The sequence below is a fragment of the Cryobacterium lactosi genome, assembly GCF_004403945.1.
In the GTDB taxonomy this organism is placed as follows: Bacteria; Actinomycetota; Actinomycetes; order Actinomycetales; family Microbacteriaceae; genus Cryobacterium; species Cryobacterium lactosi.
The window spans coordinates 92,017-104,752 of record NZ_SOHM01000002.1 but is presented as its reverse complement, the minus strand read 5'-3'; the positions used below and the strand labels follow the sequence as shown (position 1 = coordinate 104,752).

Annotated in this window: 13 protein-coding genes; 8 read left to right on the top strand and 5 right to left on the bottom strand. The window is 67.4% G+C overall.

Annotated features, from left to right (window positions below; all coding sequences use genetic code 11):
- Positions 1 to 32: 32 nt before the first annotated feature.
- The 8 genes from E3T61_RS00615 (at position 33) to pstB (ending at position 9,109) form a co-directional block, all read left to right on the top strand.
- A complete protein-coding gene (locus E3T61_RS00615) occupies positions 33 to 725 on the top strand; it encodes a winged helix-turn-helix transcriptional regulator (protein ID WP_130177723.1) in 693 nt (230 codons plus the stop codon).
- On the top strand, positions 700 to 1,605 hold the full coding sequence (gene mshD / locus E3T61_RS00610) for a mycothiol synthase (RefSeq protein ID WP_241992309.1): 906 nt from the start codon (positions 700 to 702) through the stop codon (positions 1,603 to 1,605). The genes E3T61_RS00615 and mshD overlap by 26 nt, the downstream gene beginning before the upstream one ends.
- Before the next feature lie 56 nt (positions 1,606 to 1,661).
- Entirely contained in the window at positions 1,662 to 3,836 is a 2,175-nt protein-coding gene (locus E3T61_RS00605) for an RNA degradosome polyphosphate kinase (RefSeq protein ID WP_134638991.1), read from the top strand.
- A complete protein-coding gene (locus E3T61_RS00600) occupies positions 3,833 to 4,774 on the top strand; it encodes an NUDIX hydrolase (RefSeq protein WP_134638990.1) in 942 nt (313 codons plus the stop codon). Before E3T61_RS00605 ends, E3T61_RS00600 begins: the two co-directional genes overlap by 4 nt.
- A 221-nt stretch (positions 4,775 to 4,995) precedes the next feature.
- Positions 4,996 to 6,090 (top strand): phosphate ABC transporter substrate-binding protein PstS, encoded by a 1,095-nt coding sequence (gene pstS / locus E3T61_RS00595; protein WP_420898454.1) that lies wholly within the window; start codon positions 4,996 to 4,998, stop codon positions 6,088 to 6,090.
- Between the two features lie 152 nt (positions 6,091 to 6,242).
- Positions 6,243 to 7,187 (top strand): phosphate ABC transporter permease subunit PstC, encoded by a 945-nt coding sequence (pstC, locus tag E3T61_RS00590; protein ID WP_134638989.1) that lies wholly within the window; start codon positions 6,243 to 6,245, stop codon positions 7,185 to 7,187.
- Complete coding sequence (pstA, locus tag E3T61_RS00585) at positions 7,187 to 8,275, top strand: phosphate ABC transporter permease PstA (protein WP_134638988.1); 1,089 nt, start codon at positions 7,187 to 7,189, stop codon at positions 8,273 to 8,275. Before pstC ends, pstA begins: the two co-directional genes overlap by 1 nt.
- A gap of 54 nt (positions 8,276 to 8,329) precedes the next feature.
- A complete protein-coding gene (gene pstB, locus E3T61_RS00580) occupies positions 8,330 to 9,109 on the top strand; it encodes a phosphate ABC transporter ATP-binding protein PstB (RefSeq protein WP_134638987.1) in 780 nt (259 codons plus the stop codon).
- 92 nt (positions 9,110 to 9,201) lie between these two features.
- On the opposite strand, the gene E3T61_RS00575 is transcribed toward pstB, so the two are convergent.
- From E3T61_RS00575 to E3T61_RS00555, 5 genes are read right to left on the bottom strand one after another with little or no spacing between them, the layout of a single operon-like run.
- Positions 9,202 to 9,465, bottom strand: a complete 264-nt coding sequence (locus tag E3T61_RS00575; RefSeq protein ID WP_134638986.1) for an HPr family phosphocarrier protein — start codon at positions 9,463 to 9,465, stop codon at positions 9,202 to 9,204.
- Positions 9,462 to 10,088 carry a bifunctional 4-hydroxy-2-oxoglutarate aldolase/2-dehydro-3-deoxy-phosphogluconate aldolase gene (locus tag E3T61_RS00570; RefSeq protein WP_134638985.1) on the bottom strand — a complete coding sequence of 209 codons (627 nt, stop codon included), beginning with the start codon at positions 10,086 to 10,088 and terminating at the stop codon, positions 9,462 to 9,464. The genes E3T61_RS00575 and E3T61_RS00570 overlap by 4 nt, the downstream gene beginning before the upstream one ends.
- Positions 10,085 to 11,206, bottom strand: coding sequence for an aminotransferase class V-fold PLP-dependent enzyme (locus E3T61_RS00565; RefSeq protein WP_166793110.1), 1,122 nt, complete (start codon positions 11,204 to 11,206; stop codon positions 10,085 to 10,087). Before E3T61_RS00565 ends, E3T61_RS00570 begins: the two co-directional genes overlap by 4 nt.
- 20 nt (positions 11,207 to 11,226) lie before the next feature.
- Complete coding sequence (locus E3T61_RS00560; protein ID WP_134638983.1) at positions 11,227 to 11,919, bottom strand: DUF4310 family protein; 693 nt, start codon at positions 11,917 to 11,919, stop codon at positions 11,227 to 11,229.
- A 9-nt stretch (positions 11,920 to 11,928) separates the two neighbouring features.
- Positions 11,929 to 12,720, bottom strand: a complete 792-nt coding sequence (locus E3T61_RS00555; RefSeq protein WP_134638982.1) for a DUF4311 domain-containing protein — start codon at positions 12,718 to 12,720, stop codon at positions 11,929 to 11,931.
- Positions 12,721 to 12,736: the final 16 nt, after the last annotated feature.

Below are 12,736 nucleotides of genomic sequence, written 5' to 3'. Positions count from 1 at the left end.
AGGATGAGTCGCAAGATACTTGGAGGACCTGCGTGGCGCAGCTGTTGATCCTGACCTCGGCGGTGAACGACGAAGTTCTCCCGGCCCTGGCGTTGCTCTCACACAGCACACGACTCATCCCGGCCCAGCCGGATCAGCTCATCACCGCGCCCGATTCCGACCTGATCCTGGTCGACGCCCGGTCCAATCTGATGGCCGCCAAGTCGCTGTGCCAGATCCTGCGCACCACGGGAAGCAGCGTACCGCTGCTCCTGGTGATCACCGAGGGCGGCCTCACCGCGGTCAGCCCGGACTGGGGCGTCGACGACGTGGTGCTCAACACGGCCGGCCCCGCCGAGGTCGACGCCCGCATCCGCCTCGCCGCCGGCCGCACCCCGCACAACGAACCCTCCCCCACCATCCGCGCCGCCGGCGTCGTCATCGACGAGGCCAGCTACTCCGCCAAGGTGCACGGCAAACCCCTCGACCTCACCTATAAGGAGTTCGAGCTGCTGCGCTTCCTCGCCGCGCACCCGTCCCGGGTGTTCACCCGCGAACAGCTACTCAGCGAGGTCTGGGGCTACGACTACTTCGGCGGCACCCGCACCGTCGACGTGCACGTGCGGCGCCTGCGCGCCAAGCTCGGCGACCAGGAATCCCTGATCGGCACGGTGCGCAACGTGGGCTACCGGTTCAACGTCTACGAAGAAGATGGCGAACGTGTCGTTCACTCTGTCGGCTCCTGACCTCTCCGACGTCGCCTTCGCGGCCCGGTTCCACGATGTGGCCGACGCGAGCGCGCACACGGATGGCCACCGCCCGTTCAATGAGCAGGCCCTGCTCGACGCCTCGTCCGGCCGGCGCAGCCCGCAGCTGCTGCTCGAGGGTGAAGACGCCGTCGGCGCGGCGATCTTCGGCCGCGGTGAGATCGACCTCGTCGTGCATCCGCGCTACCGTCGGCGCGGCCACGGTACCGCGGCGCTCCGCCGTCTGTTCGAGGACGAGGGCGGCATGTCCGGCGACCTGCGGGCCTGGGCACACGGCGACCACCCCGGCGCCCGCGCGCTGGCCGACCGGTTCGGATTCAGCGCCGACCGCACCCTGCTGCAGTTGGAGCGACCACTCACCGACTCCGACACCGCGGCCGCCCCCGCCCTGCCCGACGGGGTGGAGATCGCCCCGTTCCGTGCCGCGGACGCTGCCGACTGGGTGCGCCTGAACGCGCTGGTTTTCGCGACGCATCCGGAACAGGGCAGTCTCACCGAGGCCGACCTGGCCGCCCGGCAGGCCGAACCCTGGTTCGACGCCGGCGATCTGCTACTGGCCCGCGAGACCGCGGCCGACGCCACCGCCGGGCCCGGCCGCATCGTCGGCTACAACTGGCTCAAGATCGAACCCGGCGCCCACCTCGGCGAGATCTACGTGCTCGGCGTGCACCCGGATGCCGCCGGCCTCGGCCTCGGCCGCGCCCTGATGCTGGCCGGCCTGGCCCGCCTGCGCGAGCGCGGCTGCACCGCCGTCGAGCTCTACGTCGAAGCCGAAAGCACCACGCCGGTACGGTTGTACCGCAGCCTCGGATTCGTCGATCGCACGGTGGATGTGCAGTACCACCGCTGGCCTCGTTAACGTTCCGTTCACCGTAGGCGTCGCGCCCGCTCGGCGCCGGGTGTCAAGATGGACAGATGGACGGCGATAACATCCCAGGCACGTCAGGTCTCGAAAGCGAACTTGACGATGATTTTGACCCCCAGATCGGCAAAAACGATCCGGCCCTACCGAGCGAGCGCTACCTCGACCGCGAGCTGAGCTGGCTGGCGTTCAACCAGCGAGTACTCGAACTCGCCGAGGACCCGGCCCTGCCGGTGCTCGAACGGGCGAACTTCCTGGCCATCTTCGCCAACAACCTCGACGAGTTCTTCATGGTGAGGGTCGCCGGCCTCAAACGCCGCATCCTCACCGGACTGGCCGTGCCGACCAATGTGGGCCGCGCCCCGCAGGATGTGCTCTCCGACATCGCCGCCGCCGCGCACGTTCTGCAGGACCGGCACGCGCACGCGTTCCAGGAGCTGGTGCGCCCGGCCCTGGCCGAACATGGCGTGGACATCGTCACCTGGGACAGCCTGAGCGACGTGGACCGCCGGTCGCTGCGCGGGTACTTCTCCAACCAGATCTTCCCCGTGCTGATGCCGCTGGCCGTTGACCCGGCGCACCCGTTCCCGTACATCTCCGGGCTGTCGCTGAACCTGGCCGTGCGGTTGCACAGCTCCAAAACCGGCAAGCAGGAATTCGCCAGGCTCAAGGTGCCCTCGATGCTGCCGCGCTTCGTGCGGGTCGACCGCACCGAGTCCGTCGACAAGGTGCGCTTCATCACCCTCGAAGACCTCATCGCCAACCACCTCGAAGACCTCTTCCCCGGCATGGACATCCTCGAACACCACGTGTTCAGGGTCACCCGCAACGAAGACGTCGTCATCGAAGAGGACGACACCGAGAACCTGATCAAGGCCCTCGAAAAGGAACTGCTGCGGCGCCGGTTCGGCCCGCCCATCCGCCTCGAGGTCACTGAGGACATGGACGAGGTGACCCTGGGCCTGCTCGTGCGCGAGCTCGACGTCACCGACCAGGAGGTCTACCGTCTGCCCGCGCCGCTGGACCTCGGCGGCCTGTTCGACCTTCGCATCGACCGACCCGACCTGCACTACGTCAAGCACGTGCCCACCACGGCCGCGCAGTTGCTCACCGGCGAACCCAACGACGAACCCGACATCTTCCGCGCCATCAGCCGCGGCGACATCCTTCTGCACCACCCCTACGAATCCTTCGCGACCAGCGTGCAGGCGTTCCTCGAGCAGGCCGCAGCGGACCCGAACGTGCTGGCCATCAAGCAGACCCTGTACCGCACCTCCGGCGACAGCCCCATCGTGGAGGCCCTCATCGCCGCCGCGGAATCGGGCAAGCAGGTTCTCGCCCTGGTGGAGATCAAGGCCCGCTTCGACGAGCAGGCCAACATCTCCTGGGCGCGCAAGCTCGAGAAGGCCGGCGTGCACGTGGTCTACGGCCTGGTCGGCCTGAAGACGCACTGCAAGCTCGCCCTCGTGGTGCGCTACGAGAAGGGCGTGTTGCGTCACTACAGCCACATCGGCACCGGCAACTACAACCCCAAGACCAGCCGGATCTACGAAGACATGGGCCTGCTCACCGCGGATGACCAGGTCGGCAAGGACCTCACCCGGCTGTTCAACGAGCTCTCCGGCTACGCCATCGAGAAGAAGTTCAAGCGACTGCTGGTGGCCCCGCTCCACCTGCGCAAGGCGCTGATCAAGCGCATCGCCGACGAGACCGCCAACGCGCTGGCCGGCAAGCCCGCCGGCATCCGTATCAAGGTGAACTCGATGGTGGACGAAGACATCATCGACGCTCTCTACCGGGCCAGCCAGGCCGGCGTGCCGGTGGACGTGTGGGTGCGCGGTATCTGCAGCCTCAAGCCCGGCGTGCCCGGCATGAGCGAGAACATCCGGGTGCGCTCGATCCTGGGCCGCTACCTCGAGCACTCGCGGATCTTCAGCTTCCACACCCTGGGCGAAACGCAGGTCTTCATCGGCAGCGCCGACATGATGCACCGCAACCTGGACCGCCGGGTGGAAGCGCTGGTGCGCCTCGTCGACCCCCGGCACCTCACCGAGGTCGATGCCCTCTTCACCCGAGCCATGGACGAGCGCACCTCGTCGTGGTGGCTCGACGAGAACGGCGAATGGACCCGCCACCACCAGGATGCCGCCGGCAAGCCGTTGGACGACATGCAGAACCGGTTGATGCAGCAGATCGGGCAGCGGAAGCGCCCGGTGAGCCGCCGATGAGCGACCCGGGCGCCGTATACGCGGCCGGCGCAGTCTGCTGGCGCCTCATCGACGGCCGAATGCACGTGCTGCTGATCCACCGCACGGTGCACGGCGACATCACCATCCCCAAGGGCAAGGTCGACCCCGGCGAAACGCTGCCGGTCACGGCCGTGCGGGAAATCGAAGAGGAAACCGGGCTGGCCATCGCGCTCGGCGTGCCGCTCGGCGTCTCCGAGTACCCGATGCCGAACGGCAAGGCCAAGATCGTGCACTACTGGGCCGCCGAGGTGCTCCCAGAGCACATCCTGCGCTCCACGTTCGTGCCGAACGGCGAGGTGGCCGCCCTGGAATGGGTGACCATCAAGAAGGCCAGGACCTACCTCAGCTACGCCCCGGACGTGGAGATCATCGACGCGTTCGCCCGGCTGGTGGCGATGGGCATCACGAGCACCTTCGCGATCATCGCGCTGCGCCATGCCAAGGCCACGGCCCCGCACGACTGGTCCGGCCCCGACGCCACCCGCCCGCTCAGCGAACGCGGGGTCACTCAGGCCGCCGCCCTCGTCCCCACGGTCAGCGCCTGGCATCCGCAGCGCATCTTCACCAGCACCGCCACCCGCTGCGTGACCACCGTGGCGCCGCTGTCAGCGGCGACCGGGGTGCCGTTCAAGCGCACCGACCTGATCAGCCAGGATGCCTGGGAGCAGGGCACCTCCGATGTGCGCCACAACGTGGGCAAACGCATCCGCGCCCGCAAGACGGCCGTGCTGTGCAGCCACGGCCCGGTGCTGCCCGACATCCTGCGGGAGATCGCCCTGGCCACGGGTTCGCCGATGACCCAGCAGCTCTCCAGCGCTGCCGCGCTCGCGCCCAGCGGTTTCACGGTTGTGCACCTCTCCAGTGACAACCCGAGCGCGGGTATCCTCGCCATCGAGACCCACCCGCCGCGCCTCTAGGCCTTTTCTCCGCCGGCGCCCGCAGATCCGACCTGGACTGCGGGCGCTGTCGTGTCCCCGCGCGAGGCCGACTGGACGGATGTCGTTTACCTGCCGTTCACCAAGTAGGGGGAGTGTCGTTAACCACACGGATTAGCGTCTACCGAGGGCCAGCACCGGCCCGAAGTTCGCAGGATTCTCCTGTGATCGCATTCCCTGTATTCGACCTGAAAAGGATCCTTGTGAATTTCATGCGTTATGGCCGCCCCGCGGTCATTGCTATTGCCGCAGCCCTGGTTCTCTCCTCCTGCGCATCGAACGAAGCCGGCAGCACGGCAACCGACGATGCCGCCGAGAGCACCCTCACCGGCACGCTCAACGCCGCGGGCGCCTCCTCGCAGGGCTCAGCCCAGGAAGCGTGGATCTCCGCTTTCCAGACGGCCAACCCGGACGTCACCATCAACTACGACCCGTCGGGCTCCGGCGCCGGTCGCGAGACCTTCATCGCCGGCGGCACCAGCTTCGCCGGTTCGGACTCCTACCTGAGCGATGAGGAGCTGGCCGGCGAGTTCGCCGCCTGCGCCCCCGGCACCACGGCTGTCGACCTGCCGGTCTACATCTCCCCGATCGCCGTCATCTTCAACGTCGAGGGCGTCACCGACCTCAACATGGATGCCGACACGCTCGCCAAGATCTTCACCGGCGCCATCACCACCTGGAACGACCCGGCCATCGTCGCGCTGAACGCCGACGCCGACCTGCCGGCCACCGCGATCACCGCCGTGCACCGTTCGGACGACTCCGGTACCACCAAGAACTTCGCCGACTACCTCTTCCAGGCTGCCCCCGACGTGTGGACCGAGAAGCCGGCCGACCCGTTCCCGTACGCCACCGGTGAAGGCGCCCAGGGCACCTCCGGTGTCGTCGACGCCGTCACCAACGGCACCGGCACCATCGGCTACGCCGACGCGTCCCGCGCCGGTGACCTCGGTGTCGCCAAGATCAAGGTCGGCGACGAGTTCGTCGAGTACACGGCCGAGGCCGCCGCAGCAGTCGTCGACGGTTCGCCGCTCGTCGAAGGCCGCGCCGACAACGACCTGGCGATCAAGCTCGACCGCCTCACCACCGACCCGACGCACTACCCGCTGGTTCTGGTGAGCTACGCGCTGGTCTGCACCGAGTACGCGGATGCCGAACAGGGCACCCTCGTCAAGGAGTACGTCAGCTACATGGCCAGCGAAGACGGCCAGGCCGAGGCTGCGGCTTCCGCCGGCGCCGCACCGCTGTCAGCTGACCTGCAGTCCAAGGTTGCCGCCGTCCTCGAGACCGTCAAGTAACTAAACATCCGCTGGGCTTCCAGCTTCAGTGACACCGCCCGGCAGGGCGACCGCGTTGCACGCGGTCGCCCTGTCGGGCACACTGAGGCGTGGGGTCCGGCTCAAGATCCACCCTTACCGGAACACCAACCCCCTCCAGGGAGACGCTCGGAATGACGACCGCAGTTGACCGTATTGCGATCAAGGCCAAGGAACGACCGGGCGACCGCATCTTCTCCACCGCAACGGTGGTAGCAGGCAGCCTGATCCTGGCCGTGCTGGCCGCCGTGGCCTTGTTCCTGTTCGTGCAGAGCATCCCCGCCTTCGTGGCGCCGGCTGACGCCTTCAAGGGCGACTTCAGTAATTTCTGGTCCTATGTGGCCCCGCTGGCCTTCGGCACGGTCTGGTCGGCCTTCCTGGCCCTGCTGATGGCCGTACCCGTCGCCATCGCGGTGGCCCTGTTCATCTCGCACTACGCCCCGCGCAAACTCGCGCAGGGTCTGGGCTACCTCATCGACTTGCTCGCGGCAGTTCCCTCCGTGGTCTTCGGGCTCTGGGGCATCGGGGTGCTTGCCCCGATGGTGCAGCCGTTCTACGCCAACCTCGTTGAGTGGTTTGGCTGGATCCCGCTGTTCGCCGGCCCCGTCTCCGGTACCGGCCGCACCATCCTCACCGTGGCCATCGTGCTCGCCGTGATGGTGCTGCCGATCATCACCGCCATCTGCCGCGAGATCTTCCTGCAGACCCCGGTGCTCTACGAGGAAGCCTCACTGGCCCTCGGCGCCACCCGCTGGGAAATGATCACCATGGCCGTGCTGCCGTTCGGCCGCGCCGGAATCATCTCCGCCGCCATGCTCGGCCTGGGCCGCGCGCTCGGCGAGACCATGGCAGTGGCCATGGTGCTCTCCCCCAACCCCGAGGTGATCTTCCAGTTGCTCACCTCGCAGAACTCCAACACCATCGCGGCCAACATCGCGCTGAACTTCCCCGAGGCGCACGGCGTGGGGGTCAACATCCTGCTGGCCACCGGCCTCGTGCTCTTCGTCATCACGCTGATCGTCAACATGATCGCGCGCGTGATCATCAACCGCCGCAAGGCCTTCTCAGGAGCGAATTGATGAGCACCATGACAATCTCGTCTCCCGTCACGAACTCCCTCACCGCCGGCAAACTGCCCAAGCACTCCCCCATGATGGTGCTCGCCGCCAGCTGGATCGTGGTGGGTGCTCTTTTCGCGGTGATCTTCCTCTCCGGCGCCACGGAGACCTTCAACTGGGCGGGCACGCTGTTCTTCGGCACCGTGCTGTACTGCATCGCCCTGTTCCTGTTCTCCTACTTTGTGGAGGGCGCCCGCAGGGCCAGGGACCGCCTGGTCACCGCCCTGGTCACCATCGCGTTCGTCGTGGCGCTGATCCCGTTGATCTCCCTGATCGGCACGACCATCGTCAACGGCCTGCCCGCGTTCCTCACCCCCACCTTCTTCACCGAGTCCCAGCGCAACGTCGTCGGCGCTGGCGGCGGGGCCCTGCACGCCATCGTCGGCACCCTGTTCGTCACCGGCCTGGCCACCCTCATCTCGGTGCCGATCGGCCTGCTCACGGCCATCTACCTCACCGAGTACGGCCGCGGCCGGCTGGCTCGCGGCATCACCTTCTTCGTCGACGTGATGACGGGAATCCCCTCGATCGTGGCCGGCCTGTTCGCCTACGCGCTGTTCTCGCTTCTGTTCAACGACCCGGGCATCCGCTTCGGTTTCGGCGGGTCGGTGGCGTTGTCGGTGCTGATGATCCCGGTGGTGGTGCGCTCGAGCGAGGAAATGCTCAAGCTGGTGCCCAACGAGCTGCGCGAGGCCGCCTACGCGCTCGGCGTGCCCAAGTGGCTGACCATCGTCAAGGTGGTGCTGCCGACCTCGCTGGCCGGCATCGTCACCGGTGTGATGATCTCGATCTCCCGGGTGATCGGCGAGACCGCGCCGCTGCTGATCGTCGCCGGCTTCACCGCCAGCATGAACTACGACCTGTTCAGCGAGCGGATGATGACCCTGCCGGTGTTCGTGTACAACCAGTACGCCAGCCAGGGCGCCGACTCGCAGGCGTACATCGACCGGGCCTGGGCCGGGGCGCTCACCCTGATCGTGATCGTGATGCTGCTCAACCTCGTGGCCCGGCTCGTCGCCCGCACCTTCTCCCCCAAACTCGGCCGCTGACGCTGCCGCCGCAAACTCTCCTGCTTCTCCTGCTTCTCAGATTCGAAGGAACACATGTCCAAGCGCATTGAAGTGAACGACCTCGACGTCTACTACAGCAAGTTCCTCGCCGTCGAGGGCGTGTCGCTGACCATCGAACCGCGCACGGTGACCGCGCTGATCGGCCCCTCCGGCTGCGGCAAGTCCACGTTCCTGCGCACCCTCAACCGGATGCACGAGGTCATTCCCGGCGCCCACGTCGACGGTGAAGTGCTCATCGACGGCAACAACCTCTACGGCCCCGGCGTCGACCCGGTGCTCGTGCGCCGTCAGGTGGGCATGGTGTTCCAGCGGCCCAACCCGTTCCCCACCATGTCGATCGGCGACAACGTGCTCGCCGGCGTCAAGCTGAACAACCGCCGGATGGCCAAGAGCGACGCCGACGACCTGATCGAGAAGTCGCTGAGCGGCGCCAACCTGTGGAACGAGGTGAAGGACCGTCTGGACAAGCCCGGCTCGAGCCTCTCCGGCGGCCAGCAGCAGCGTCTCTGCATCGCCCGCGCCATCGCCGTGCAGCCCGACGTGATCCTGATGGACGAGCCCTGCTCGGCCCTCGACCCGATCTCCACACTCGCCATCGAGGACCTCATCGAGGAGATGAAGACCGACTACACGATCGTCATCGTCACGCACAACATGCAGCAGGCCTCCCGTGTCTCGGACCGCACCGCCTTCTTCAACATCGCGGGCACCGGCAAGCCGGGCAAGCTCATCGAGTACGACGACACCACCACGATCTTCTCCAACCCCACCGTGCAGGCCACCGAGGACTACGTCTCCGGCCGATTCGGCTAAACCCGCACCCACGCGGAGACGCCCGGCAGGCCTCGTCGCCCGCCGGGCGTTTCTGCGTGGTGGGAGGCGGCCGATCGCATCCCACCATCCATTCAATCGGTGGCGGCCAGAATCTCGGCCGCGAGCTGAAGGGTCGCGTCGCACCCTTCACCGGTGGCCGCCAGGGTCACCTCGGTGCCCTGGGAGAAGCCCTGCGCCATCACGGCCAACAAGCTCCCGGCATCCACCGGCGACCGCCCGCCGCTGGCGATCGTGACGGAGAGACCGGACGCCCTGACCACATTAACCAGCTCGAGTGCAGGGCGGGCGTGGAGCCCGTGATCCCGGTTGATCGTCACGAGGCGTTCGCCGTTCATGCCGTCCTCTCGCTCGATCGAAGGGAGTCCAGGAGGGTTCGGCTCGCTTGGGCGATGTCCGGCTGGGTGAACAGGTCGCTTCCGATGCTCACCGCCAGCGCGCCGGCCGCGAGCCAGTCGCCTGCCTCGCTCAGTGAAATGCCACCGGTGGCCGTGATCTGGGCGCCCGGCAGCACCGAGAGCAACGTCTTGAGGTAGCCGATGCCGCCGATGTTGGCGGGGAACAGCTTGGCCACACCGTGTGCCGCTGCTGCCCTGATCTCATTCGGGCTGAACCCGCCCTCGATGAAGAGGATGCCGGCGCGGTCGGCGACCGCACGCGCCTCGGGTACGGCGAAGGGGCTCACGAGGAAGGCGGCGCCCGCGCTGATCGCACGTTCTGCGGTCTCGGCGGTGGTGACCGTGCCCAGCCCGACGGTGGCGTCCGGTTCTGACGCGCTCCAGTGTCGAAGCACGTCCTCCCAGCCTGGGGTGGTGGCAGTGAATTCGAAGGTGTGAATGCCACCGGCACCGATCTGCCGCGCCCACGCATCAGCCTGGGTCGCGTCGGCCGCCCTGACCGTCGGCGTCACCCGGCCAGCCCGGATCCGGGCGACGGTCTGCTCGATGCCAAGTGCCCTCATGCCGCTGCCGCCGCGCTCAAGATGTCGTCGAGCCGATCGAGCAGGATGATCTCCTCGTCCGCCGAGAGCGGGCGGGGGTCGAGGGCGAGTTGCCCGGCTGCTGCCTTGTTGTCGCGCAGGTACATAGGCGGGTGGCTGGACGCCAGCGCGGCCGCGACGCGGGGCGCGGTCGTTCCCGACTCGGGTCGCACGGTGAAGACGGTGCGGAAGATCTGCCGCCCGGCATCGTCCTGCTCGACGAACGCGTCGATGCCCGGGTGTTCGGCGAGGCGGGTGGCGAGCGCCTGCATCCGTGCCCGCTGCCCCTCACCCTCGGCGCGTGCGTCAGTGTCGCTCACGCCGCCGAGGGTGAGGGCGGCGATGAGCCCCATCACCTGTTCCTTTCCCACCTTCATGGGCCGGGCGATTCCGGCGTACTGGGCGCGGGCGGCCGTCATCAGTTCCCGGCTGCCGCAGAGGATGCCGGAGGTCGGTCCGCCGATGGCCTTTCCGCCGCTGAACACGACGATGTCGGCGCCGGACAATGCCCACCGTTGCAGGTCGTCCTCGGCGGCGGCGTCCAGGATCACGGGGATGCCGCGCTCATGCGCGACTCGGATCGTCTCCTCGAGCGAGACCATGCCCTTGTGAACCGTGTGGTGCGATTGCACGAACATCACGGCGGCCGTGTCCGGACCGATCGCCCCGCGGAGGTCGGACACCTCGACCCGGTTGACCGACCCGGCCTCCACGGCCTGGCCGCCGCCCAGCGCGATCATCTGGGTGATCGGTGCGCCGAAGTCCACCGAATGCCCCTTCTGAATCACCACCTCGAAGGGTCGACCCACCCGGCCGGGAAGTCCCTGGATGAGATGTTTGTCGGTGCCCGCGATGAGGGAGGCGACCGCGATGGCCACGCCCGAGGACGCTCCGCTGGACACGCAGGCGTCCTCGGTGCCCACCACACCGGCGATCCACCGGCCGGCTTCCACCATGAGGTCGGCGATCACGACGTGCTCCCGACCAGCGGCGGCCATCGCCTCCGTCACTTCACGGGCCAGCACGCTGCCACCGAGGGCCGTCATCTTTCCGCTCGCGTTGATCGCGGGCTCGAGGCCCAGGTCACTGTAAATACTCATACGTGCTGTTCCGTTCGTTGTCATGCGGGAATCTGAATGGAGAAGAAGGCGCCGGCCGCCATCGCGCCAAGGATGGCGCCTCCGGCCAGAGGCTTCTTCCACCAGTAGAAGAGGCCGGCACCGATGAGAGCGCCAATCCCCACCGGCAGGGACGCGGAGCCGGCCGCGAGGATGATCAGCGGGCCGAGATAGCGGCCCGCGGCGTTGCCTGCGCCCATCATCACGTCAGCGCCGAAGGTGCTCTGCGCACCGCTGGACGCCACGGTTGCCTTGCGAATGGACAGGATGAGGAAGCCCATCCCCAGCCCGATCACGGCTCCCACCGCCAGGGCCAGCCAGAAGTTCTCCAACGGAGCGGTGATCCCGACCGACATGAGCATCGCTGGGATGCCGATACCGACCCCGGTTTGGATGGATCCGCCGATGTCGAGGATGCCGACCATCGGCCCCTCGATGATGCGGGCGAGCATGAAGCCGGCCCCGAAAGCGGCGGCTGCGCCGTATCCGTTGCCGTCGAAACCCTGCTGAAGCAGCGCGCCGATGGCGATCTCGTTGAACAGGCCGGTGCCGTAGACGTAGAACATGTGCGTGCCGGCGAACACCCCGGCACACAGGGCGGCGATGAAGATGGGGAAGGCCAGCTCCGAGAGCCAGAATCCTCCCTGCCACGGCTGAAGTTTTTCCTTGCGAGTGATTCGTGTATCGATTGCCATGATTTATCCCTACTTCGACGGGCCGGTTCCGGTGACCCTGTGCAATTCGGCCAGCCAGTCGGGAATGCTGAGGTTCAGTTGGGTGAGAAGCGTCACGTCGACTCCGCGTAGGAAGCCGCTGACGACGAACAGCAGGGCGACGGCGACGGTGATCGACCGGGTGACCCTGGTCCAGCCGAGATCGTCGACGCCCTTGGCGATGACGATGCCGAGCACGATCCCGGGCACGGCGTTACCGAACACCATGTGAGCGAGTCCGCCGAGCACCGTTCCCCATGCGCCGGCGCGACGGCCTGCGTCGATGGCGGCGAGCCAGAAGATCGCGGGCATCACCGGGTTCAGCAACCAGGCGGATGCCGGACCCAATACCGCTCCTGCCACCGACCTGAGCCCTTCCGGGACCGCGGTCGCTGTGGAGTTGAGGAAGGCGACGAGCACGGCGCCGACGATCGCACCGAGCCAGGCCATGCGTCGGGGATTGTGCAGGGTTTCGTCGAGGTTCTTATTGCGCCAGAGCGACAGTGCTGCTGCCCAGTGCGGGATGATCCGGTGGTCGACATCGCCGGTCAGCGCGCCGGAGCCGACGACGGTGGCCCAGGAGTTGAAGAAGAACCCCAGGCCGAACGAGCCATGCGCGATGGGGTCGTTTTCGCAGGCGTTCAGCTCGCCGAGGGTTCGAAATGCGCCCGCGCCCTGCACCTTGGGAGCGTGAAACATGCGGGCGACGCCTGCCCCAGCGCCGAAGCCGCAGAGCGCGCCGATGATCAACGAGCTGGACAGGATGACAAGCCATTCGCTCATGAGCGGTACCCGGTTT